This is a genomic window from Chroococcidiopsis sp. CCALA 051 (genome assembly GCF_003015105.1).
GTDB lineage: Bacteria > Cyanobacteriota > Cyanobacteriia > Cyanobacteriales > Chroococcidiopsidaceae > Chroococcidiopsis > Chroococcidiopsis thermalis.
This window is the reverse complement of record NZ_PYCI01000014.1, coordinates 14,514-38,665: the sequence shown is the minus strand read 5'-3', so window position 1 is coordinate 38,665 and position 24,152 is coordinate 14,514. Positions and strand designations below refer to the sequence as shown.

At 44.5% G+C, this 24,152-nt stretch carries 24 protein-coding genes; 12 read left to right on the top strand and 12 right to left on the bottom strand.

The window, feature by feature from the left end; all coding sequences use genetic code 11:
• Positions 1–23: 23 nt before the first annotated feature.
• The 5 genes from sufC to C7Y66_RS05265 all read left to right on the top strand — a co-directional run bounded on the left by sufC (position 24) and on the right by C7Y66_RS05265 (position 4,775).
• Positions 24–812, top strand: coding sequence for a Fe-S cluster assembly ATPase SufC (sufC, locus tag C7Y66_RS05285; protein ID WP_015154062.1), 789 nt, complete (start codon positions 24–26; stop codon positions 810–812).
• Entirely contained in the window at positions 812–2,236 is a 1,425-nt protein-coding gene (gene sufD, locus C7Y66_RS05280; RefSeq protein WP_106544755.1) for a Fe-S cluster assembly protein SufD, read from the top strand. The genes sufC and sufD overlap by 1 nt, the downstream gene beginning before the upstream one ends.
• A gap of 105 nt (positions 2,237–2,341) precedes the next feature.
• Positions 2,342–3,604 (top strand): SufS family cysteine desulfurase, encoded by a 1,263-nt coding sequence (locus tag C7Y66_RS05275; protein WP_106544754.1) that lies wholly within the window; start codon positions 2,342–2,344, stop codon positions 3,602–3,604.
• Positions 3,605–3,653: 49 nt separating this feature from the next.
• Entirely contained in the window at positions 3,654–4,301 is a 648-nt protein-coding gene (locus C7Y66_RS05270; RefSeq protein ID WP_106544753.1) for a Uma2 family endonuclease, read from the top strand.
• Positions 4,302–4,484: 183 nt separating this feature from the next.
• Positions 4,485–4,775, top strand: coding sequence for a hypothetical protein (locus tag C7Y66_RS05265; protein WP_106544752.1), 291 nt, complete (start codon positions 4,485–4,487; stop codon positions 4,773–4,775).
• A gap of 32 nt (positions 4,776–4,807) precedes the next feature.
• Here the strand turns inward: C7Y66_RS05265 and C7Y66_RS05260 are convergent, their stop codons facing one another.
• On the bottom strand, positions 4,808–6,277 hold the full coding sequence (locus C7Y66_RS05260) for a response regulator (protein ID WP_106544751.1): 1,470 nt from the start codon (positions 6,275–6,277) through the stop codon (positions 4,808–4,810).
• Positions 6,278–6,876: 599 nt separating this feature from the next.
• Between C7Y66_RS05260 and C7Y66_RS05255 the strand changes: the two genes are divergently transcribed.
• The 3 genes from C7Y66_RS05255 (at position 6,877) to C7Y66_RS05245 (ending at position 10,715) form a co-directional block, all read left to right on the top strand.
• Positions 6,877–7,551, top strand: coding sequence for a VWA domain-containing protein (locus tag C7Y66_RS05255; protein ID WP_015154056.1), 675 nt, complete (start codon positions 6,877–6,879; stop codon positions 7,549–7,551).
• A 217-nt stretch (positions 7,552–7,768) separates the two neighbouring features.
• Positions 7,769–8,590 carry a PP2C family serine/threonine-protein phosphatase gene (locus C7Y66_RS05250; RefSeq protein ID WP_199197255.1) on the top strand — a complete coding sequence of 274 codons (822 nt, stop codon included), beginning with the start codon at positions 7,769–7,771 and terminating at the stop codon, positions 8,588–8,590.
• 7 nt (positions 8,591–8,597) lie between these two features.
• Positions 8,598–10,715: a tetratricopeptide repeat protein gene (locus C7Y66_RS05245; RefSeq protein ID WP_106544750.1), complete on the top strand. Its 2,118-nt coding sequence runs from the start codon at positions 8,598–8,600 to the stop codon at positions 10,713–10,715.
• A 158-nt stretch (positions 10,716–10,873) separates the two neighbouring features.
• On the opposite strand, the gene C7Y66_RS05240 is transcribed toward C7Y66_RS05245, so the two are convergent.
• A complete protein-coding gene (locus C7Y66_RS05240; protein ID WP_106544749.1) occupies positions 10,874–12,703 on the bottom strand; it encodes a TolC family protein in 1,830 nt (609 codons plus the stop codon).
• A 759-nt stretch (positions 12,704–13,462) separates the two neighbouring features.
• On the opposite strand from C7Y66_RS05240, the gene C7Y66_RS05235 reads away from it, so the two are divergent.
• A complete protein-coding gene (locus C7Y66_RS05235; RefSeq protein ID WP_106544748.1) occupies positions 13,463–13,705 on the top strand; it encodes a hypothetical protein in 243 nt (80 codons plus the stop codon).
• A 460-nt stretch (positions 13,706–14,165) separates the two neighbouring features.
• Here the strand turns inward: C7Y66_RS05235 and C7Y66_RS05230 are convergent, their stop codons facing one another.
• From C7Y66_RS05230 to C7Y66_RS05215, 4 genes are all read right to left on the bottom strand, one after another.
• Positions 14,166–14,534, bottom strand: a complete 369-nt coding sequence (locus C7Y66_RS05230) for a low temperature-induced protein (protein ID WP_106544777.1) — start codon at positions 14,532–14,534, stop codon at positions 14,166–14,168.
• A 152-nt stretch (positions 14,535–14,686) separates the two neighbouring features.
• Positions 14,687–14,980, bottom strand: a complete 294-nt coding sequence (locus C7Y66_RS05225; protein WP_015154050.1) for a hypothetical protein — start codon at positions 14,978–14,980, stop codon at positions 14,687–14,689.
• A 59-nt stretch (positions 14,981–15,039) separates the two neighbouring features.
• Entirely contained in the window at positions 15,040–16,083 is a 1,044-nt protein-coding gene (locus C7Y66_RS05220; RefSeq protein ID WP_106544747.1) for an ABC transporter permease, read from the bottom strand.
• Between the two features lie 84 nt (positions 16,084–16,167).
• Positions 16,168–17,655, bottom strand: a complete 1,488-nt coding sequence (locus tag C7Y66_RS05215) for an amidase (protein WP_106544746.1) — start codon at positions 17,653–17,655, stop codon at positions 16,168–16,170.
• A gap of 162 nt (positions 17,656–17,817) precedes the next feature.
• Here C7Y66_RS05215 and C7Y66_RS05210 point away from each other — a divergent pair, with 162 nt between their 5' ends.
• Entirely contained in the window at positions 17,818–18,414 is a 597-nt protein-coding gene (locus C7Y66_RS05210; protein WP_106544745.1) for a TetR/AcrR family transcriptional regulator, read from the top strand.
• A gap of 21 nt (positions 18,415–18,435) precedes the next feature.
• Here C7Y66_RS05210 and C7Y66_RS05205 read toward each other — a convergent pair whose 3' ends face one another.
• Positions 18,436–19,356, bottom strand: a complete 921-nt coding sequence (locus tag C7Y66_RS05205) for a metallophosphoesterase (RefSeq protein ID WP_106544744.1) — start codon at positions 19,354–19,356, stop codon at positions 18,436–18,438.
• Between the two features lie 153 nt (positions 19,357–19,509).
• Between C7Y66_RS05205 and C7Y66_RS05200 the strand changes: the two genes are divergently transcribed.
• Together C7Y66_RS05200 and C7Y66_RS05195 are read left to right on the top strand one after the other, a co-directional pair.
• Positions 19,510–20,532: a hypothetical protein gene (locus tag C7Y66_RS05200; RefSeq protein WP_106544743.1), complete on the top strand. Its 1,023-nt coding sequence runs from the start codon at positions 19,510–19,512 to the stop codon at positions 20,530–20,532.
• Positions 20,533–21,016: 484 nt separating this feature from the next.
• The gene (locus C7Y66_RS05195; RefSeq protein WP_199197253.1) at positions 21,017–21,655 is read left to right on the top strand and encodes an NYN domain-containing protein; all 639 of its coding nucleotides are present in this window, start codon (positions 21,017–21,019) and stop codon (positions 21,653–21,655) included.
• An 18-nt stretch (positions 21,656–21,673) separates the two neighbouring features.
• Here the strand turns inward: C7Y66_RS05195 and C7Y66_RS31595 are convergent, their stop codons facing one another.
• The 5 genes from C7Y66_RS31595 to C7Y66_RS05175 all read right to left on the bottom strand — a co-directional run bounded on the left by C7Y66_RS31595 (position 21,674) and on the right by C7Y66_RS05175 (position 24,105).
• Positions 21,674–21,835, bottom strand: coding sequence for a hypothetical protein (locus C7Y66_RS31595; RefSeq protein WP_015154043.1), 162 nt, complete (start codon positions 21,833–21,835; stop codon positions 21,674–21,676).
• 128 nt (positions 21,836–21,963) lie between these two features.
• Positions 21,964–22,311, bottom strand: coding sequence for a hypothetical protein (locus tag C7Y66_RS05190; protein WP_015154042.1), 348 nt, complete (start codon positions 22,309–22,311; stop codon positions 21,964–21,966).
• 590 nt (positions 22,312–22,901) lie between these two features.
• Complete coding sequence (locus C7Y66_RS05185; RefSeq protein WP_015154041.1) at positions 22,902–23,087, bottom strand: hypothetical protein; 186 nt, start codon at positions 23,085–23,087, stop codon at positions 22,902–22,904.
• A 38-nt stretch (positions 23,088–23,125) separates the two neighbouring features.
• Positions 23,126–23,380, bottom strand: coding sequence for a hypothetical protein (locus C7Y66_RS05180; protein ID WP_106544742.1), 255 nt, complete (start codon positions 23,378–23,380; stop codon positions 23,126–23,128).
• A 347-nt stretch (positions 23,381–23,727) separates the two neighbouring features.
• Positions 23,728–24,105, bottom strand: a complete 378-nt coding sequence (locus C7Y66_RS05175) for a response regulator (protein ID WP_015154039.1) — start codon at positions 24,103–24,105, stop codon at positions 23,728–23,730.
• Positions 24,106–24,152 lie beyond the last annotated feature (47 nt).

The following is a 24,152-nucleotide window of genomic DNA, read 5'->3' as shown; positions in this document are numbered from 1 at the left end:
GAGTGCAGAGGACGTAGAGAGTAATGATTATTGAAAATAGTGAAATTTTGCTGTCGGTGAAAGACCTGACAGCTGAAGTTGATGGGAATCCAATTTTAAAGGGAGTGAATTTAGAGGTTCGCGCTGGAGAAATCCATGCGATTATGGGACCGAATGGCTCTGGTAAAAGCACTTTTTCTAAAGCCTTAGCAGGACACCCAGCTTATGAGGTGACAGGTGGTGAAGCAATTTTTCAAGGTAAAGATTTGCTGGAGATGGAAGCGGAAGAACGAGCTAGAGCTGGAGTTTTTCTGGCATTTCAGTATCCCTTAGAAATTCCTGGCGTAAGTAATTTGGATTTCTTGCGAGTTGCCTATAATTCTCGCCGAAAAGAGCAAGGTTTAGAAGAATTGGATGCATTCGATTTTGACGATTTGATCCAAGAAAAATTGGATGTTGTCAAGATGGATGCGGCTTTCTTAAACCGCAGCGTGAATGAAGGGTTTTCTGGCGGCGAGAAGAAGCGGAACGAAATTTTGCAAATGGCACTGTTGGAACCAAAAATTGCAATTTTGGATGAAACAGATTCAGGATTAGATATCGACGCGCTGAAGATTGTCGCTAATGGCGTGAATCAATTAGCCAGCCCTGAAAATGCCACAATTCTAATTACTCACTATCAGAGATTGCTCAACTACATCGTCCCAGATTACGTCCATGTTATGGCTGGGGGACGGATTATTAAGAGTGGTGGTAAGGAGTTAGCACTGGAATTAGAGTCTCGCGGTTACGATTGGGTGTTGGAGCAAGCTGCGACTGAGGTAGGAGTGTAATGAATATTCAAGTTTCTCCGACAGTGACGAATGGCAGTCATGGTAGCGTGTCGGGTGGGGATAACTACCTGATAGAGTTGCTGCAACAGTGTCAAAAGGGTGTAGAAATATCCCACAACGTAGTAGAGACGTTACATGTAACGTCTCTACAAGAAATTCGCGATCGCGCTTCTTCCATTATCCGTCAATCTACTCTCCCTACTACCAAAATTGAAGAGTGGCGGTTTACCGATTTATCTGCTTTAAAACAGTTTAACTTTCAAGTGGCGGCTCCCACCGGATTACCAGCAGCACTGGTGACACCACTCACCTTCTCAGAAGCAGCAAATAGTCGTTTGGTATTTATCAACGGGGTGTATACGCCAGAACATTCTGCAATCGGTGATTTACCGAAAGGTGTAGTAGTTAGCAATTTATCAGGATTACCAGCAGAATACCGCGATCGCCTTGACAACTACCTGGCAAAATCTGAGGGAAGAGAAGAAATCTTCACAGCTCTCAATACGGCTGGAATCATGGATGTTGCTGTCGTCTGGATTCCTAAGAATGTTGTAGTAGAAACTCCAATTCACCTGCTATTTATTGCTAATTCCTTCAGAACGCCGACGATTCAACAGCTGCGCTGCTTGGTGGTAGCGGAAACTGGTAGTAGCGTCACGTTGGTGGAAGACTACTTAAATCAATTTAATATTGAAGATCCTGAAGAAGGCGAAGCCGAAGTTGGAGAGACGGTATACTTTACCAACGCTGTTACGGAAATCTGGCTGGGAGAAAATGCCCAAGTTCGCCATACTAGAGTTGAGCGGGAAAGCGTAGAAGCATTCCATATTGGTAAAACTGCGATTACTCAAGCACGAGATAGCCGCTACACCTGCAATGCGATTACTTTAGGGGCGAAACTGTCGCGCCACAATTTAGAAATCTTCCAGACAGGAGAACAGACAGAAACAAATCTCAACGGCTTAACTATGATAGCAGGGCAACAAACAGCTGATACCCATAGCGCGATCGCACTAAATTATCCTTATAGTATGAGCCGTCAACTCCATAAATGCATTGTCGCCGATAAAGCCCACACTGTATTTAATGGTAGAGTCTTTGTTGCTAAAGCCGCTCAACTGACGGATGCAGGACAACTCAACCGTAACTTACTCCTCTCTCCTAAAGCCAGAGTAGACACCAAGCCTCAACTGGAAATTATTGCCGATAACGTCAAGTGCAGTCACGGTGCTACTGTCAGCCAGTTGGAAGACGATGAGATTTTCTACCTGCAAAGTCGCGGAATTAATGCTGCTGACGCTCAAAATTTGTTAGTTAACGCCTTTGCTGCTGAGATTATTAACCAACTACCAATTCCCTCTTTACAACAAACTCTGCTCAAAGCTGTTACCCGCGAAGCTACAACATTAAATCTGGCTGATTGACCGAAAGTGAGGACGGGTTTACCAATATATTTGGTTACAAGTAGAGAACTCTGGTGAACCCGCCCCTACAACATTTGCGTTCTGTTCCTTCTCTCGACTTGAACCATGACTTTTACCCAAGCAAGAACCCTCGCCGATATCGTCCGCGCTGACTTCCCAATCCTGCATCAAGAAGTCAATGGCAAACCATTGGTGTACCTCGACAACGCTGCCACCTCCCAAAAACCTTTACTCGTCCTCAACACCCTACGGGATTATTACGAGCAATATAACTCCAACGTTCATCGCGGCGTGCATACCCTAGCGGCTAAAGCAACCGAAGCTTACGAAGGGGCGCGGGATAAGGTGGCTGCGTTTGTCAATGCGGCGCAGCGAGAAGAAATTGTTTTTACCCGCAATGCTACCGAAGCAATTAACTTAGTCGCTTATAGCTGGGGTAATAGCAATATCCAACGGGGAGATGAAATCATCCTTTCCGTGATGGAACACCACAGCAACTTAGTACCTTGGCAACTCCTAGCCCAAAGAACGGGTGCAGTATTGAAGTTTGTCGAACTAACTCCAGAGGAAGAGTTCGATTTAGCACAATATAAGTCTTTAATTTCCGATAAAACAAAACTTGTGGCTGTGGTTCACGTCTCTAATACTTTGGGATGCATTAACCCAGTACAAGAGATAATTGCGATCGCCCATCAACACGGTGCGAAAGTTTTGATCGATGCTTGCCAAAGCGTACCACATATGCCTGTCAACGTACAGCAAATGGACTGCGATTGGTTGGTAGCTTCCGGTCATAAAATGTGCGCTCCTACGGGAATTGGCTTTTTGTATGGAAAACTAGAATTATTGCGATCGATGCCACCGTTTTTGGGTGGTGGTGAAATGATCGCCGACGTGTATTTAGACCGTTCTACCTACGCCGATTTACCGCACAAATTTGAAGCAGGTACGCCAGCAATCGGAGAAGCGATCGCCCTCGGTGCAGCTGTAGACTATTTAGGGGCGATCGGCATGGATAAAATTTATGCATACGAATCGGAATTGACGCAATATCTGTTCGAGCAACTGAGTCAAATTGCTGAAGTCCGCACCTATGGTCCATTACCTAAAGTAGCAGGTGTGGGTAGAGCTGCATTAGCTTCATTCACGGCTGGCGATGTCCATCCTCACGATTTATCTACTCTACTAGATCAAGCTGGGGTTGCTATTCGCGCCGGACACCACTGTACGCAGCCTTTACATCGTTACATCCACGCTCAATCTACCGCACGGGCAAGTTTATCTTTTTACAATACCCGTGAAGAGATTGACATATTTATTGTTGCTTTGAAGGAAGCAGTAGAATTTTTTGGTAGCATCTTCGGTTAAGGTAAAAGGGTGGGCTTAGCTCACCCAATTGACTCTAAAGCCAGTGGATATGATTACTTATTCAACTCCAGCAGAGTCTAGAGTAGTGCTACATAACATTAGCTGGGAAACCTTTGAAACTTTACTCAAAGAAACAGGTGAAAACAGAGGTTCCCGCTTTGCTTATGACCGTGGCACGTTGGAAATTATGACTCCACTTTTTGAACATGAAAGCTACAAAAGCAATTTAGGTAATTTTATAATTGCCCTAGCTGAAGAACTCAACATTGAAGCTAGAAGCGCTGGTTCAACAACTCTAAAACGCCAAGTAGCTAATCGCAGTATAGAACCAGATTGTTGTTTTTATATTCAAAATGAGTTAGCAGTTAGAGGCAAGCTCAAGTTAAATTTAGAAACCGCTCCACCGCCTGACTTAGCAATTGAAATTGATATTACTAGTAGTTCTGTAAATAAACTTGGTATTTATTCTGCTTTAGGTGTTCCTGAACTTTGGAAATACGACGGAAAAAAATTAAAATTTTATCGACTAGAAGTAGAGGAATATAGAGAGCGTGATGTGAGTCTTGCTTTTCCTCTTATATCTGTTGAAGATATGAGTAATTTTATGCAGCAGATTCCCATACAGGGAGAAGTAGCTTTACTCAAATCTTTTCGAGCTTGGGTAAGGGATAAGATCGTATATTTGAGTAATGAATAGAAAGTCTATCAACATACATGTAAATTTATCGACGATCGCCTAATTTCTATCCTGCCTCAACGACTCAAATTAATGGCGAATAGCATTCCTCCACCATAAAATTGTGCATAACTCGGTGCGATTGTGGCTAATAAACTTTAGCGTGATTCAGCAAGCGCACGCAATAGCCGCGAGGAATGCATTATGAGAGAGCATACAAACGATTGGCAACTAGATAACTCAAAGGAAACGGGTAAGCGATCGCTCGTACAGAAATATTTACAAAATCCTTTTTCTGTTACTTGGTCAAAACTAGCAGATCTACTTTATCCAGAAATTTCGCTCGGCGAATCTGCTGAAGAAGTACAGCCGGACAATTCATCCCAATCGCAGGAATCCAATTCTATTTGCGATCGCAATTTATATCCTCGGTTTACAGATCGGGTCGATCCTTCCCTTTACTACACAGTTTTCTTCCCTCACCAACGATACTGATTTATAAACGGTAGGCAATGCTTACCTTACTCTCATGTCAAATGCCTAAATACCATTTTAAGAATATCTGGTTGGCTAAAAGGCTTAGTTAAGTAACCTGAAGCACCGACAACTCTAGCTTTGACTCGGTTAATAATTCCTGTATTTGCCGTCACCATAATAATCGGCGTATCTTTAAATAGAGAATGATTGCGAAGCAAACGACACAATTCATAACCGTCAATTCCTGCCATATTTACATCTAATAAGATGAGATTTGGCTTGACTTTAATAATCTGCATTAAAGCTTTAACAGGATTGTCAATTGTAAAAACTGAAAATAAGTCGTCTTCTAAAAACTTTTTCAGTTCCTGCAACATTGCTGGGCTATCGTCCACACAAACAATTTTATATTTATTTCTCGGAGCCGGGGCATCGGGAATAACAGTTGGTGGGGATGTAGGAGTCTCTACATGCGTGGGAGGAACTGGGGGTGTCGTCCGCGTAATCGGGAAATTAACTGGCGGTTGAGAGCTATGTTTGACTGGCTCTGAGTGTGGCTGTGGAGACTGTATGGGAAGAGATTTTTCTTGTGTCGTGGGAAGTTGCGTCTCTCTTGCTGGTTCGCGCTCGAAAGCTTTTGGAGTTGCAGCCAGACGGCGATCGCTAATGTGGCGATCGCGGATATCATCTAGCGGTAAGGGGACTTTTTCCGGTATGACAATTGGTGTTGTTGATGGCGATGCAGTCTGTTCAAAAGTTCTTGGTAATTGGTCAAATGGCGCATAGGGGTCTTGCAACAAAATTGTTCCTGCTGCAATATACTGGTGTAGGTTCTGCGCCAATTCGAGTTCGTCTTGATTTAATAGAATTGCCAGATGACGAAAACTGAAACCTTTGAGAATCGTACTAAACTTTTGCTGAATTTCCTGCGGAATTTGCTGTTCTAATTTGTGACGGTTAGAAAAATAAAGCCGCTGGTAGGGTGAGAAAATTTCTGGTGCTAGAGCTTGCCACTTTTGCAGGCGCTTTTGACATAGATCGACAATCGGTTGTAGTTCGAGCCGACAAAAAATTTGCTCTAAGTTTGAGTTGCTGCTAAAGTCGTACTGCCCCGATTTAACTAATAAAAACGACTCGATCGTTTCTCCAACCAATTCTGCAACTAATTCTGCTGCTTGTTCGGCATTTAAATATTGATGGTTAACTAACCAACCAATTGCTTGATATTCGGGATTAGTATCTGACCGCTGTTCTGCTTCAGTTTCAAAAATCAAACTTAATTGCGCTCTAGTTTCACTTGTCAGCGTCGGGACTTTATAACTGAGGCGATGCAAATGACAGTCGAGGCGATCGAAGGCAGCAATTGAATGGGAAGCATAAGTAATCTTTCCCTCTTCAAGATAGACCGACCATGTAACAGCACCGCTAGTCACCTTTAACAAGGCACTATCATAACAACTAGACAAGTGCGCCAATAAACTCAGCGGACTTAACTTCTGAAAGGTTCCACAGCTAGCCATTTAGCACTTAAACCTTTTTCCAAGCGAGCGAATACTTTAACTGACAATGCCTATTTAGCAAAGCCTTAATTTCGAGCAATTTGAGTGTTTTTGTCTGAATCAATTGAGGTAAGAGGATTGAGATAACCTAGTTAAGTTTATTAAAATATTGTAAGCTGTATCTGCTCTTACACCGCTAGAACCCCTGCAAATCATAAAAAATTGACGAAAGGCTAACAGTTTCTATTGACTATAGCGCAATCTATAAAAATTAACCATCCAGTTTACAGTTTTTAGCTATTGGCGTATGACAAAGGATTTGGACATATAGAAAAACAATCTGTGGGAAAGTTAAGTAATTTGTCGCCTTGGTCTTGTATGCGTAGTTAACTGCAACGATTGTCTGAATTTGCTCCTGATTTTTCCCTAGTGAAATGAATGGGAGTAAAATACCGGACTGATGCAGCTGAAACTACAGAGATAAAAGAACTAGTAAAGTCAAAGCTGAACTATCATAGATAAATTGTTGTCAATGCCAGCAGCCCATCTACTCAGTCCACTAGTGAGTAAAAGCTACCACATATGTCAAGTAGCTAAGTCTCCCACCTAAATTGTTAAGTATGTCTGACCAATTAAGACTTGATGAAGCGGTAGAGTTTGCTGAAAATCCAGAACCTCGCTGTCCTTGCGTATTACTTCTAGATACTTCAGGTTCGATGCAAGGAGCAGCAATAGATGCTTTAAATGAAGGGCTGCGGGCATTGCAAACAGATTTATTACAAAACTCTCTCGCTTCCCGACGTGTTGAGGTGGCGCTCGTGGTTTTTGATAGTGATGTCAGAGTTATACAGGATTTTGTCACTCCCGACCAACTCGATCTACCAGAGCTGACAGCGCAAGGCTTAACCTGTATGGGAACTGGAATTCATCGCGCCCTAGACATGATCCAGTCTCGCAAAGCTACATACCGCGCTCACGGGGTAGCTTATTATCGTCCCTGGATATTTTTAATTACAGATGGAGAACCCCAAGGAGAATCAGAGCAATTAATCGAGCAGGCAAGGCAGCGAATTGAGACAGATGAAGTTAACAAGCATGTAGCTTTTTTCTCTGTAGGTGTAGAAAATGCTAATCTGGAGCGGCTCAAGTACATATCTGTCCGCACTCCACTCAGACTTCAAGGGCTGAGGTTTACGGAAATGTTTCTCTGGTTGTCTGCTAGCATCACAGCCGTTTCCCATTCTCGTCTCGACGAACAAGTAGCATTACCACCTGTGGGGTGGGGAGCCACTTGAATTCGGAATTCGGAATTCGGAATTCGGAATTGAATATTTACCTCTTTCCCTTACCCCTTATCCCTAAGTACATAATGAAAGTGTAAAGAGATGAATGAGTAAATTGACGGAACCGTACACATTACCGTATACAAAAGGAGGATTTGTCGAGCGATGCGATCGCTCTGATTGTCCGTTCACCTAAGATAGGCTAGGAATCAGTAAGGAATCACGATGAATGCGTAACGATGCCCACGATGAGCTATATACAACAGGACAGTTAGATGCTCCTGCTAAGATCCGGCAATGGCGAGTTGCATCCGCTTCAGTTCGAGGTACGAGCCACGAAAAGGTCGGACAGCTTTGTCAAGACGCTCATCATTGGGAAAAGTTGCCCACGGGGGTTTTGGTAGCAGCAGTAGCTGACGGGGCAGGAAGTGCAGCTTTAGGCAAAGTCGGGGCAATTGTCGCCGCGCAAACGGCGGTAGAGACGATTTGTGCTGAAGGCTCTAGGCTGCATTTGGTTGACGACGAGCAGGGATGGCAGCGAATTCTGACTCAAGCTCTGGCAGCAGCAAAGACAGCAGTAGAAGCAGAAGCAGCCGTCTGTGGCAAGCAGGCGCGGGAGTTAGCGACGACGTTGATTTTAGCAGTTGCTACCCCAGAATTAGTCGCCGCGGTGCAGGTAGGTGATGGCTTGGCAGTAGCGAGCGATCGCGACGGTCAGATTTTTGCTCTGACTGCCGCTCAAAAAGGAGAATATATTAATGAAACAACTTTTCTAGTTTCCCCCCAAGCCTTGGAGACAGTCCAAGTCAACGTTTGGCGGGGAACGACGACAAATATTGCCGTGTTTTCAGATGGGTTGCAGATGCTAGCTGTGAACATGGGCGATGGTTCACCCTACAAACCATTTTTTTCTCCCCTGTTTCAATTTATGGCAGGTGTGGAGGATGAGAGTGAAGCTAAAGAACAACTGGCGGCGTTTTTGCGATCGCCAAGAATTACGGAACGGACGGATGACGACTTGACTTTACTATTGGCGACGCTTGTGAGTTAATTTTGCCATGCGGTTGCAACGAAGCTCCAACAACCAAATTATCACGTTGGACCCCAACTCTAGCCTCGGACATGGGGGAGAAGCCCGTGTCTTTACTGTACCGCAGAACGAGGCACTAGTAGCAAAGGTTTATCACAAGCCTAGAGAGATTCAGGCATCTAAGCTCACAGCCATGCTTGCTAACCCGCCAGATAACCCGATGGCGGGGCAGGGACATATTTCGATCGCTTGGCCTGAAGAGTTGCTGAGGTCAACTGATGGCAGCAATCGGGTCGTCGGCTTTCTGATGCCGCGAGTCAAAGGGATGCACTCCCTACTCGATTTTTACAATCCCAAAACGCGACGGCAAAAATGCCCGTTCTTTAACTACCTCTATCTCCATCGAACTGCCCGTAATATTGCCGCTGCCATGGGAGCGCTGCACGCACGCGGGTATTGCGTTGGAGATGTGAACGAATCTAACATCTTAGTCAGCGATACTGCTCTCGTCACCCTCGTAGATACGGATTCGTTTCAAGTCCGCGACCTACAAACAGCAGCTATTTATCGCTGCGGTGTCGGCAAGCCAGAATTTACGCCGCCAGAACTGCAAGGAAAGAATTTCGGACAGATCGATCGCGCCCCAGAACACGACTTATTTGGGCTAGCAGTCCTGATCTTCCAACTGCTAATGGAAGGAACTCATCCTTTTTCAGGAATTTATCAAGGTAGTGGCGATCCCCCACCCTATGCAGCACGGATAGCGGCAGGACATTTCACCTATGGCAGCAAGCCAGTACCGTACAAGCCTACGCCGATTGCACCAAACTGGGAGATTTTACACCCTAGTTTGAGGCAGTTATTTGTCAAGTGTTTTGATGCAGGTCATTCTCAACCCAATCTCCGTCCCAACGCCCAAACCTGGCAAGCTGCCCTCAAAGAAGCAGAAAACGCTTTGACAACCTGTAGCGCCAACAATCAGCATCGCTACAGCGATCACCTGCAAAGCTGTCCTTGGTGCGAGCGGGCAGTAAAATTAGGCGGGCGCGACCCGTTTCCGTCCTTGGAGGCAGTCAGACAGAAAAAACACCTCCAACCTTTGCCACCTAAGCGTACTCCTCCTGTATATCGACAGTATCGAGCGCTCGATCGCTCCGCCGCTTATTATTCATCTGCCACGCTCAGCAAACACGCACCACTATTTTTGACACTGCCAAGAAGTAGAAGGCTAAGCCGCAGAAAGTTCAACCTGATGATGATGGGTACGTTTAGTCTAGGAGCTGTGAGCTTGATCCTGTTGATGCAGGTGTTAAGTGACGTGCAACTGCCCTTTGACAGCCGTTTTAGCGTTACCTCGATCCCCGAACCACCAAGTGACGGCAAAGTAGCAGCAAAAAGCGGCAATAATTTTGTTGCCTACTACAAGCAGGGCGATGCTTATTACAAAGTAGGAGACTATGAAGGGGCAATTGATAATTACGATCGCGCCATCAAGCTCAATCCCAAGGATGCTCAAGTCTATTTAAACCGGGGTAACGCCCTCTACGAAGTTGCCCAGCATAGCGGCGACCCCGACCGTACCTATCGCCGAGCGATTGAAGACTTCAATCGTACTCTGGGACTCAAACCCAACCAAGCCGAAGCCTATCTCAGTCGTGGCATGGTACGTTATGAAATTGCTCAGTATAGTAAAAATCCCGAAAAAGAATATCAGCAAGCAATTCAAGACTTCGATCGCTCTTTGCGGCTCAATCCCCGTGCTGCCAAAGCACTGGTCAAACGCGGCATCGTTCACTACAAACTGGCACAGTATAAAGGGGACTTGAGTACGGGCTACAAAGCCGCAATTGCAGATTTTAACCGAGCGCTCAGTATTGACTCCCAAGAAGCAGAAGCCTATCTCAAGCGGGGAATTGTCCGCTACGAGCTAGCTCAGTATAGCGGACAGAGCGATCGCGAAGCAGTAGAAGATTTACAAACAGCCGCTAAACTGTTTCTCAAACAAGGCAATATCGAAGAATATCAACTCGCTTTAGGTAACATCTGCGTTGCTCTTGACAAGAATTGCGATTCCTTCCTGAGAAACCCAGAAAAGTTTATTCTTTCTACCCCGCAATCTCTCCCTGGAGAGGGAAAGCCTAAATGAGGAGCGAGGAGCGAGGAGTGAGGGAAAGAGAGTGGTACGTGGTGTGGGAAGTGTGGGAGGACACTCAAAGAATTTTCGAGAGCGCTCTCCCCCATCTTCCCCCTCTCCCTTGTCTTCCTTGTCCCCTCACTCCTCACTCCTCACTCCTCGCCCCTAGTTCAGCGTTGCTGACCAGAGCTAATCGATCGCTGAATCTGAGCTAAGGCGCGGTTGTAGTTTAGAATCGCATTGACTCGATCGCCTTCCGCTTGAGTTAAGTCATCCTCAGCATCAATCACTTCTGTTTGCGTCCCTACACCTGCTTGAAATCTGAGGCGTGCCAATCGCAGCGCTTCCCGCGATTGTTCTAATGCAACAGAGGTTGTTTGAATGTTTTCTAAGTTGGACTGCAACTGAGAGAAAGCTTGTTCTACTTCAAAGCGAATTAGGTTACGCTGTCCGGCAAAATTGGTTTCAGCGATCGCGATATCTGCCTCTTCCTGCCTAGCTCTCGCTCTTGCTGCTCCACCATCAAATAAACTTAAGTTTAAGTTTCCCTGCAAAGAATAGCTATCTGCAAAATTCGTTTCATCGTCAAATGTATCTTCGAGACCGTAGCGGGCAGCAAGACTAATTCGCGGTCCTAATTCAGCTAAGGCAGCACGCCGTTGTTGTTCGCTAATATTACGCTGTGCTAATTGCTGTTCTAGTTCGGCACGATTTCTAAAAGCCAGTACGATACTGTTTTCTAGGGAGAAGTTCCACTGTCCGGCAACTGCTACCGGATCGGCAGCCGTAACCACGATGGAGTCGTTTAAATTAATTCGCGTTGCAATTTGACGGCGGGCAATCCGCTGCTGGCTTAAGGCATCAGTTAATCTTTGGGTTGCCTGCGCCAACTGCACTTGAGCTTGGAGGACGGCAAAGCGAGTTCCTACCCCAGCTTGTTCTAGGGCTTGGGCATCGCGTAAGCTTGCCTGGGCATTATTTACCGAAGATCGCTGAATTCGTACTTGTTCGTCAGCTCGTTGCAATTCGTAATAATCATTGGCAACGTTGAGGCGCAGTTCTTCTTGCGTCCGTTCTAAATCTAACTGATTAAAACGCAACTGTTCTTCAGCAGCACGAATATTAGCTGGACGCGCTCCAGAAGTAAACAAATCGTAGGTGAGTGATAGATTGCCGCTCACACTAGTATCGTTGTTATCGGTTTGACCTCCACCAAAGAATTGCTCGAATTCATTTTGTTCCGGTTCTTCGCTGAAAAGATTGTTCCCTGAATTAGTGACACCCGCACCCAGATCCAAGCGTGGATATTCTGCTGCTAAAGCCTGTCGTAGCTGTGCTTGACTCCGCTGTACGTTCAGCCTTGCTTCTTGCAGCTGCGTGCTGTTACGCTGTGCTAGGTCTAAAGCCTGCTGGAAAGTAATTGGTTGAGCGCCTACAACCTGTACTTCTTCTGGTTTTGTGGGAAATCGCAATGGATTGGGATTGGGATTGAGATAACTAGGTATTTGAGCCTTGCGATCGTTTACCTGAGCATTAGCAGGCGGTTGGGCTGGTTTAGGTTTAGTTGTTGGTTGTTGGCTGACAGTTGTTGGTAATTGGTAATTGGTAATTGGTAATTGGTGGTTGACGGTAAACGCTGGCGCTACACTCCGTGAAGACGGTTGATGGTTGTTTTTCTCCCTCAGCTCCCTCAGCTCCCTCAGCCTCCTCAGCTCTCTTCCCCCGACTCCCGACTCTCGACTCCCAATTTCCTGTTTTGACAAGAGAACCGAGGCTTGGGAGTGACGAAACGAGCTTTTTGCTTGCAGGTAACCTTGTTTGGTAGCTTTAATGGACTGAGTTTTACTAGGTTCAGATTTCATAGCGATCGCACTATCAACAGATGGAGTTTCGCTCGCGATCGCTGGTGCTGGTTCAATCTTAATTAGCTCGGTTGCTAAGAGTGCTACAGCTAGACTCGAACAGAAGTTACGCACTAGAAATAAATGCTGTTGTTTCACCGCACTTCCTCACACGAAAATTTCAGACACCGAAAGCGACAATGACTCAATCGGTCGCTCCGTAAAAATCATAAATAAAAAATCAGAGCGTAAATATTAAGCTACTATTTGGGGCGCGATCGCCTGTACTCAGATCCGCGAACGAGGGTCGCAGTCGGATCGATACTGGCAAGCCCAGTATCGAGCAAACCAGAGCATTCTACTATATAGTTCGGCATACACCAAAAGGCTTAGCACGCATCAACAGATATTGTGACATGAAACCACAAATTCAGTTGACAGTTATTAGGGAGCAGAGAGTAGGGAGCAGGGGAGCAGTGACCAGTGACCAGTGACCAGTGACCAGTGACCAGTGACCAATTACCAACAACTAATTTCAAAGAAATACTTAAGAAATTTTCTTTCTCTTTACAATAAGTATTTTGGATTACATAATTAATGAACCCGATCGTGTCAAAAATTCCTCATCTAGAGATCGCGCTGAATTTAGCGATCCCCAAGCCGATAGTTAGCCTCTAATGGAGAAATGATGGGAATTGTGGGTTTTTCTCCCTACACGCCAAAACCACGTCTTATCGAGCGCTCTAATCAGAATTAACTTATATGCACACCGTAATAGTACGGGTTCGTTGCTGTTTGTCCCGCAACTGAAATCGGTACTTTCACTGTGGAGGAGCCTGCTGAAGCAGCCCAAAGGGAACTCGATCGCGCACTGTTGCCGCTCAAACTGCTAAAGTTGATGCCGAGCGCGCCTAGGGGTTGTTAGAGGCTGGGAGCGTTTCTCCAGCTACAGCCGAAAAAGATTTTCTCCGCTACGAAGAAGCGCAAGCTGAGGGAAAAAAAGCGCAGGCGCTTCTAGCTCAAGCACAACAGCGATTTAGAGCTGCTCAAGCCGGATTGCAAATTGACGGTTGCCGCACTTTGAGCTATTCCAAGATTCGCCAAAGGGAAATTAATACCGAAATTGCCGACTTACATTCATTCGTCTCGCTCACGAAATGAATGGCAACTGGTATCCTTGGAGTGCAGCTCAAGGCACAAATCGACGACCGATTATGTGCGCATGTGGCAACATATCAAAAGTCTATTCTCCAACAAAGGTGTGGAACGCACGCATTTGCAATGGGTCTGGTGCGTTAATGCTACAGATGTGGGGAACTATAAAGCCGAGTCGTTATAAAAAGACAGATTAGGCTGTTTTTGGTGGCGATCGCGGCGACAGTACATTTGTCAATAATGGCAAAACTTACAAAACTTATTCTGCCTGCAAGTTAGCTATTCGCGATCGCAGTTGGATCTCTGCTAATACAAAAAATCCCCGCCTGATTACAGATGCAGAGTTTACTGGTTTGTAATATGAGAAGGCAGACAAAAGACAGCAATAAGGGATGACCACCGCCAGAATCATCCCCACACGTCAAGCAATATTAATGTTCCGAATCTTTAAGCTACATCAAAAGCTTTAGTCTTTACCAGTAACTGATTCCAAAGCATTTTTCAGTTTGTCTTCTACTGAGGTTGCTTTAGCATTTTCTGGACGACTCATCTTGTTTAAGTCAGCAGCTCCTTGAACTTCATTGAGTCCTTCTTGAGCTTTGGTTTGCGTTTCTTTGCGCGAGTAAGGATCTTTGAGTACTGCTTCTTGGGCTTCTTTCTCAATGCCTCTTAGCTGAGCTTCACCTTGCTGGGGAGCAGTGGGGCTACCACCGGGATTGACAGGAGCGCTGAAAGCGGGAAGCGCTTGAGAGAATACTAGCAACGCGCTGACACAGATAGCAAATAAAATGCGAACTGGGCGCAACGCAGATAAATTGAATCGAACAGAGCGCATACTGGTTTCTCCTGCGATCGACAATTGTAATAACAAACTTGTAATTTATGGCTACGTTTCGCTGAAATTCAGCAAAATTCGGAACCAACCTTCTTTATTTAGCGCTAATCTTTGATTTAGTTACATCTACATCAGGATAGATATATTTAATACTAATCACAGATGAGAAATTCAATCTTTGGTAATAATGGATCGCGTACGATCCCGACACCAATAAAATTCCAACGCTTCAATAACGCTCCTAGTTGAGTACCAGGAATCGACTCAATTGCAAATTGGTCGGCTACACTAGCAGCATGAGTATTCAGATAAGTCAATGCCTCAAAATGCTCGCTAAATAGTAACAAATAGCCTGTGTTTTTCTCAGCTACATCGCGATTTACCCGGGCAACTAAATAGCTGCCATCAGACTTAGAACGGGCAATGTAGTAGATTTGGGACAACATGAATGAGAAGTCGTAAGTCGTAAGTAACTGGTCACTGGTTACTGGTCACTGATAACTGATTAGGGGTTCTCCAACTTAATCCGGGGGTCGGCGACTTTGAGTAGTAGGTCAGCAATTAAGTTACCAACAATTAACATTACGGCTCCCATGACCAAGCTTGCCATGACGAGATACAAATCTTGAGCTAAGACTGCTTGCAAAATTAAGCGCCCTAATCCAGGCCAGTTGAAGAAGAATTCGGCAATAAACGCACCGCTTAACAACCCAGCCAGTTCAAATCCTAAGATGGTGATTAGGGGATTGATGGCGTTACGCAGAGCGTGGACGTAGATCACGCGGTTTTCTGGTAGTCCTTTAGCGCGGGCAGTTTGAATATAATCTTGACGGAGTACGTCGAGAAGTTCGCCACGGGCGATCCGTTGCAAGCCTGCAAAGCTGGTAATGCTTAAAGCTATGGTGGGTAAAATCATGTGCCAGCCAACATCGAGAATTTTACCTAAAGGGGTGAGGTCGGCGTGGTTGATACTAGTCATGTCTCCTACGGGAAATAGGGGAGAGACGTTTTGAGCGAAGATCAGGAGTAACAAAGCAGTGATGAAGCTAGGAAATCCTTGTCCGGTGTAGCTAAGGACTTGTAAAACGCGATCGCTCCATTGATTTTGCTTCACAGCGGCGACAATTCCTAAAGGAATGGCGATCGCCCAGGTGACAATTAAAGATGAAATTGCCAGTAGTAAGGTGGCTCCAACCCGCTCCCACAGCAAGGAAGACACGGAACGCTGATAGACGAAACTCGTACCGAAATCACCCTGAGTCACAATCCGCCACAACCAACGGAAATACTGTTCGATCCAAGGACGGTCTAATCCAAACTGTTGTCGCAGTTGCTCGATCCGTTCTGGGGAAATTTTGGGGTTTTGCCGCAGGGTATCTAGATAGTCCCCTGGAGCAAGTTGAATAATAAAGAATGACAGTGCAGATGCTAGTAATAATGTCAAGAGAGCTTGTGCTAGCCGCTTGATAATATAAATAAATGTTTCGCTTGAGGCTAACCCGGTCAGCCACTGCCGACCAGATGTTAATGAAAGTTTACTAGAAGCCATAATGTGAGCGATCGCGCTTTAGCTTTCTAGGATAATAGCCTTTTGGCTAAAATGTCTGCTCAAAAGGGAATTGCAGAAAACAATTCAATCATCAGAATAACCAGGCGGATGTTGAAAGTTACCCACAACTTGGTTTATTTCTTGAGCGATCGCTAATAATTCCATTTCGCGCCAACGCTTACCCACAATTTGCATTCCAATCGGCAATCTATCCGGTGTATATCCTACCGGAATTACCACGACTGGATGACCTGTAAAAGCAAAGGGAATTGTATAAGCACCCGAAGCCATCAGATAAGGTACTTTTCTACCATCAATCTCAATTGCCGTACCTGTTGGACAATGCTGAAATGCAGGTGTCATTGCTACGGGACAAAGCCATGCATCCCAAGGTTCGAGTTCTGCATCCATTTGAGCAATAAAGCGATCGCGTTGAGTTAACGCAGCGAAATAGCCTTTCATGTTGGGGTTTAATGCCGTTGAAAAGCCAATTTTAGGCACGTTACTGATTTTGCGTAATCCGCGATCGCCTTGAGTTGCTTCGCCTAACATTAAAGTCAGCGAGTCACGCACGTAATCAAAATCAAATGGTTGCGAAATGGGTGAAGTGTAAGCAGAAATTGTTAGGTAGACTTGCCAAGCTGAGATAAAATCAAATTTTGGTATCCATTGGTCAATTTGCGTTCCGGCATTTGATAACTTGTGGGCAACTGCTTGCATTGCAGATTTAATCGATTGAGCCACCGGATACGGATTGACTTCGTCTGTCCAAGCAATTTTTACATGTTGCAGGCTCTTGCAGCTGGGACTATCTAGAGGAACGGGTGGAACTTCTGGTTGGCGCGGATCGGCTCCCGCAATGAGTGAAAAGCATAATTGTAAATCTTCAATGGAACGAGCGATCGGACCTGCTACCAACATTTGCCGAATACAACGAGACATGCCTGGAACTTCGGGAATGTGACCCGCTGTAGATACTCGCCGATCTGTAGGCTTGAGTCCATATACGCCGCAGAAATGGCTTGGCTGGCGAATTGAACCTCCTATATCACTACCAATATCTAATGGTGATAGTCCCGCTGCGATCGCTGCCGCACTACCTCCAGAACTTCCACCAGGCGTATAATTTAAGTTCCAAGGATTATTAACCCGTGCAAACAGATCGTTTGTACTCTGGAAATTACCTGCCAGTTTAGCTGGATTTGTTTTACCCATAATCACAGCTCCCACTCCACGCAGTTGCGCTACTACCGTTGCATCTGTTGCGGGAATATAATCTTTTAGAGGTTTGTATCCGGCAGTAGTGAGGAGTCCGGCAGTTTCAAACGCATCTTTAATCGTAATGGGTACACCGTGGAGAACGCCCCAGTTTTCTCCTCGGGCTAGGGCTTCATCTGCTTCTTCAGCGCGTTCGTGGGCGCGTTCTGCATCCAGCGTGCAAATAGCATTGAGTTGGGAATTGTACTTGACAATTCGATCCAAATATGAATCCAAGACTTCCGCAGCTGAGACAGTGCGATCGCGTATCATCTGGGCTAGCTGGTGAGCAGGAGTAAAGACAAAATCGTTCATATGTTTGTGGGAGATTGAATTTTTAGTTACATGCATGGCATTCGTAGGGGCGCACAGCTGTGCGCCCCTACAGTCTGCGTATTCCATCCCTTTGACAGCATAAGTAGGTAAAATTAATTATATTAACTTTTAGTTAACTATATTAACTAATTAAATATTTCTATGGGTCGTCCGACAAAAGAAAATTCTCTAACGCAACAAGATGTAATTACTGCTGCGATCGTTTGCCTCGATCGCGAGGGAGAATCAGCTCTAGGTGTAAATCGAGTGGCGAGGGAATTAGGGATTAAACCGCCAGCTATCTACAAGCATTTAGATGGCAATCCAGCCCTCAAACGAGCAGTAGCACTAGCACTTTGGCAAGATTTTTTTGCGTTTTGTCAGCCAAGAAGTAAAGCACTGAGCGATTCTAAAGAGTTACTGAAAGCTGGAGGACGAGCAACCCGTGACTATGCGCGATCGCACCCAGCCCGTTATAAGGTGATGATGCAATTTCAGTTGCAACCGTCCGATCCTGAAGCATCTGCAATTATTCAGGAAACTCTGGACTTCTTTCGTAGAATACTAGAACCTTATGAATTTACCTCAGAGCAGCTTGTAGACGCAATGCGAATGGTGAATGCGACAGTCAATGGTTTTATTGCCTTAGAACAAGGGAAAATGTTAACTCTAGAGCGCTCGACTGATGCTAGTTTTGAAGTTATGCTTGAGGCGCTCGTTGTGGCAATCGAGCATATTCGGGATGTTGAGGAATCATAGGTAATTTTTTCATCATTCTCACTAAGCCGATCGCAATTTAATATTACCTTTATCAAAAACTCGACTATCTGTACCGATCGCACTTACTTCTATTCTGTCGGCATAGACTTCATAAGTGGCAAAACTCAACTTGCTTGCAGAAAGCGCCGTCCACTCAGAACGATCTACAGGACGAGTTCCCGCACCACCACCAGTAATCATATATGTCGTACCATTAATGGGGCGCGATCGCTCGTAGTTATGATCGTGTCCGTTGATGTAGAGTTGCACGCCATACTTCTGAAACAGTGGCGTAAATTGTTTAATAAAAGTTTGATTATTGCCGTAATGACCAGAAGAATAAACCGGATGATGTCCAAATACTATCTTCCAAGGAGCATCGCTGCGACTGAGTTCTTTTTCTAACCAAGCTAGCTGAGTATCCCAATCGGCATTACTATTAGTATCGAGAGCAAAAAACTGTACCGGATCGCGGCGGAAAGTATAGAATCGTCCTTGCATATTGAAGCCGGGATAGCGGACTTGCGGATCGCCGTTAGCGGTGCGAATATCGTGGTTGCCAAGACAGGCGTAAAATTTTACCCCTTGTTTGAGTAGGGGTTGATAAGGACGCTCGAATACAGCTTGAATTTTTTCGATCTCGCCGTTGTTGTAAATATTATCTCCCGCCAAAATTGCTAAATTAAACTTGTTTTGACGGTGATAGACAGTCATTGCCTCAGCTACAGCATATTGTCCGCGATCGCCCGTTCCCGTATCTGCTACCGAGATAAATCGCAACAAAGGTTTTGTAGATGGCTTAGGCTTTAGATCGTCAGCACCAGAAGCAATTGCCGATCTCTCCTGTGTCGGAGATTCACGTCCGTGGATTTTGTTCCACAGCGCCACACCAAAAAAGCTCAATGTACTCAGGAATAGAAATTTACGGCGTTTGAAACTCATAAGATGGTAATTGGTAATTGGTAATGGGAACAGTGTAGAGACGTTACATGTAACGTCTCTACACTGTTCCCTGTTAACTGATAAGCTAGGTGCAGCACCCGCTAAGAATTTAACTTATCTTCGACTGTTTCGCTGCCTGGGAGGAAGAAATTTATGTCACAGGAACCGTCTAATTCCCAAAAGTCACCTTCCCCTGAACGTAAGCTAAAAGCAAATTCCTTTCAAGCAGCGGTAAAAACCCAAACAATTAAACTGCTGCGTGGCACAATCGGAGTTATAGAAGGAGCGATCGCTCAACTAGAAGCAGAACCCACAACCACGACTGAAGCAAGTTGGTGGGAACCTTTACAAGATGGCTGGGGTTCTGTTTTGGGAAAAATTCGCTCTGTGCTACCAGCAAATCTTTCAGGTAAGCTGTCTAACTCTGCTTTGACCGGAATTATGGCAGGAATTGTCGTAGTTTTGGTGCTGACAACCTCAAATCTATTTTTAGGTAAACCTACAGAGGTTGCAGTTGCTCCTACTCCCAGATCGGAACTACCAGCAGTTACAGCAATTCCTTCCCCTACAGCACCAGAACTACCAGCAGTTACAGCAATTCCTTCCCCTACAGCACCGGAACCGTCAGTAGTGACAACAACTCCTGCTTCTGAACCAGAAATACCAATCGCGACAACGCCTCCTTCCACACCGGAACCGCCAAAGGTTACGACTCCTTCCCTTACAGATGAACCATCTTCCGCAGTGGAAGTTGAACCAAAAATAGCTATTCCTAGTGAGTTAACTGCAACCGATGTACCGCAGCCAGTAAAGACTGTCACACCTCCTGAGTCAATGCCTACCCTAGTTGCACAACTGACACCAGAAGAGATTTTAGTCGCCACAATTCAAAAACAAGTTGAAGAAATTAGCGATCGCGTTGCGGATGGATTAATACAGTCTATTCAACCCAATTTTGGGGGTAGCAATTTGGTACTCACGCTTGGCGATGACTGGTACGATCTCCCGTCTTCCGAGCAAGACAAATTAGCAGCTCAAATGCTAGAAAGATCCAGAGAACTCGATTTCAGTCGCTTGGAGGCGATCGATCCTAAAGGAAATATAATCGCTCGTAGTCCAGTGGTTGGCAAAGATATGATAATTTTCCGACGACAAGATTTAAGTAGCAACCTCTAAAAGGCGATCTGCTCCCTTTGAAGACAAACTCAGCCTTTATTCTTAAGAAAAATTAAGTCATTTTAATTTATGAATAAAGAAATAAAGAAATTGTTTTATTTATATGAATATTCAACTTTTTATCCTTAACTGTTAATTTTGTATCGTTTGTAGCGCTCGATTATGTATCGTATGTAGCAATTCGTTTTGAATTAGATACACCTAATAACTAAGAGTATTAAATGACAATGGATTGAGCCTGCTAATTGTTAAAGTTTCAGATTAGATTTAAAGTCTGTAAATTTTACTAGACAGTTACGCTCTTACATTTGTGTTTATATATTATGACCGTGCTAACCAAGTCAGATTAGCTTGTTACAATTTAATCCAAATTAGCAATACCTGTACTAGTAAGCTGGTTCGATACAGGTCGTTTTAGTATAAGTAAGTTATTACATTTTGCTATCGTTCTAGTCAAACTCAATCTCCAAATTCTGAGGTATCAATGACTTTTTATCAAGAGATAACACAAGATGAAGTTCTCGATCGCAGCAAAATCTTAACCAGACAGATGAAGAAAGAGATCAACCCCTACGAGGAGGCTAACACACACCCTAACGGTGAGCTATTAGATACCTTCAGTCGGGGTCGAGTCGCTATTTTTATCGATGGCTCTAGCCTCTTCTATGCTGCTTTACAGCTAGGAATTGAAATAGACTATACTAAACTGCTGTGCCTGTTAACAGCAGAAGCCCCTCTCTTACGTGCTTTCTTCTACACGGGTGTCGATCCGATCAACGATAAACAACAAGGTTTTTTACTTTGGATGCGTCGTAATGGTTATCGCGTCGTTAGTAAAGACTTAATTCAATTTCCTGACGGTTCTAAAAAAGCCAAGTTAGATGTAGAAATAGCCGTTGATATGATGACCCTAGCTGGCTGTTATAATACAGCCGTTTTAGTTAGTGGAAATGGAGACCTTGCCTATGCAGTTGATGCAGTTTCTTATCAAGGTGTACGGGTAGAGGTCGTCAGTCTTCGGTCTATGACTAGTGATAGTCTGATCAATGTTGCCGATCTCTACATCGATTTAGCTGGAATTAAAGAGCAGATTCAAAAAATATTTCCTTCTGAGTCAAGTTAAACTCGGTTGAAATGACGATTAGACTTTGAGTGTCAATAATTCTCGATTTCGTCTTGCGAGAACCTCTGTAATTAAGGTTGGCATTTCTTGATAGCAAGCCGGACAAAACCAATAAATGCCTTTAGCACTAATGTGGCGTAGTAATGTTTGAGAACAACAAGGACAAGTTGGTGTAGACATAGCTAATGATTGGGGTGAAAGTGTGGAAACTGACGTACAACAGAAGCAAGATTGAGTTTATTTATGCAGATCTATCGGAGGCACATCGTCACAATTCTAAATTTTGAATTTAGAATTCAGAACTGACTCTAACCAAACCAGTGGGAAGGTGCTAATCCAGATTCTGTTTCTGAGGGAATATGATGAACGATCCATTCCCAATATTGCTGTAATATCTCTTGAATTCCTTGCTTTGCTAAGTTTTCGATCTGCAATTTTCGGTAAGAACTACAATCTCCGAAAGTAGTGCAATTTTCTCCTTCTTCCAAAACTGTATAGGAGTTAGCAACTCTGCTTAAAATATAAGCGATCAATTTTTGGCGTAAGTCTGGAATTGCAAAAGCTTTTTGATAGGGGTAATGAGGATAATCCTCTAACGCAGTTTCAATGTGTTCGACAACCATGGGTAATGTTAAGTTCACAACTGCTTTAGTCATTTTTTATACCTCAATCTATCAATCTCTAAAATCTGCATAAATCGTCGTAGTTTTAATCTAAGTGATAAATATGAGGAACTTGTGAGAAAATAAAAATTTTTTAAAACTTCTAGTTAAGTTTGTTAACAAAAATATGAACTGATGTAAACTAGTTTTCCTATTGTGGCAGCACAATTCACTCTGGCTAAGCGATGGCAAATAATCACAACTATTTTGCTTCAACCGTTCTTCTTGTAATCAAGCCTGTTAGTTAGTTGCATCTCGACCATTGGTCAAGAGATTCTCTATCCAAAGATAGATTGACACAATATAATGAAAACCGCATGGATGTCTGTTAGTTTGCAGACAAAAACCTAAATTTGTTAGGCGATCGCATCAGTTATCGTAGGGATGGGTTTAGCAAAAAATTGGCAGTTTACAGCAATAATCTTCACGCGAAACCCGCTCCTACAGCAGTCAGAAACCGTAGGGGCGGGTTTAGTAAAGTCTCGATGGTTAGTGACAACAATCTTCCTACAAAACTCGTCTGTACAGGAATTATTTTGATCGTCTTAACCCCTAATTTCTAACCTTTAATATCTCTGCATTTACTATGCTTTAGAACGGTGTTTTTTATCGTTGATATCACCTTCAAAAGGCTGAACTCCTGTATTTGGATACTGGTCGTCGTTCGGAGCAAAAATTCGCTTGACCGCAGCTCCTAAATAAGTTACCAGTTGTGCTAAAGCATTCCATACAAACTGTACGACTTGCCGTGATGTTCTACTGAGCGACATATTTTTTCCTCCTAATTCAACTAAAATTCACTAGCAAGCTATTGCGTTTGAACAGATGGGTCTGTTTGGGTGGGTAGACCTACCTCAGTAGCAGAACGGCTTAACATAGACTGCTGGAGATGTTCTTCTTGTTGCCTTTGTGCGGTCATGCGTTCTCTGGCTGATTGTTGGATTTCCGACTCTCCAGAGTCAGCTAACTCTGCTTCTGTACGCTGCAACATAGACTGCTGCAAATTTTCTTCCTGCTGGCGCTGCTGCGTCATTGCCTCTCTTGCTTCTTCTCGCGTACTCATGGGCAAGTCTCCAAAATTAGTTGTTGGTTGTTAGTTGTTGGTTGTTAGTTGTTGGGTCTTGCTGAAATATCTATAAATTGTGAAAAATTGCGAATGAGTTTGTTAAATCTGTTCTTACAGGATTGGTGCTGAGCAAGCAGAATTCGGTTTCTCATATCTGAGGGTAACCGATCTGCTTCTATTGTTAGAATAAGCTGACAATTTGAGGAACTTGTGAGGAAACAGCGATCGGTTATCGTAGGGGCGGGTTTTGAGCCAAAATTTATCGCTTTGGTGGTCAATCTAGCTTGCTAAACCCGCCCGTACAGTTGTCAGTTATCGACGAATAGTAGCGAATTGGTAATGATTTAATTCCAGCCCAAAGTAGTAGCGACTTGAGAGGCTAGCTGAAGAGGATCGAAGGGTTTGGCGATCGCATCTTTCATACCTAACAGAGCGTAGCGGCGGCGATCGGCTGGTTGTACCTTGGCAGTCAAGAAAATCACGGGAATATGTTTTGTTGCTTTGTTTGCCTGCAACTCTTTATAAGTTGTTAATCCATCCATCTCAGGCATCATCACATCAAGGAGGATAGCATCGGGTTGTTCGGCTGCGGCTTTGGTCAAACACTCGCTACCAGAACTAGCCGTGCTAACTTGCCAACCCGCTACCATCTCCAAACAAATTTGGGCAACCTCTTGGATATATGGTTCGTTGTCAACTACTAATATGCGTTTGGCTGTCATTGGTCATTGGTGAGTGGCTGGTGGCTGGTGGCTGGTGGCTAGTGACT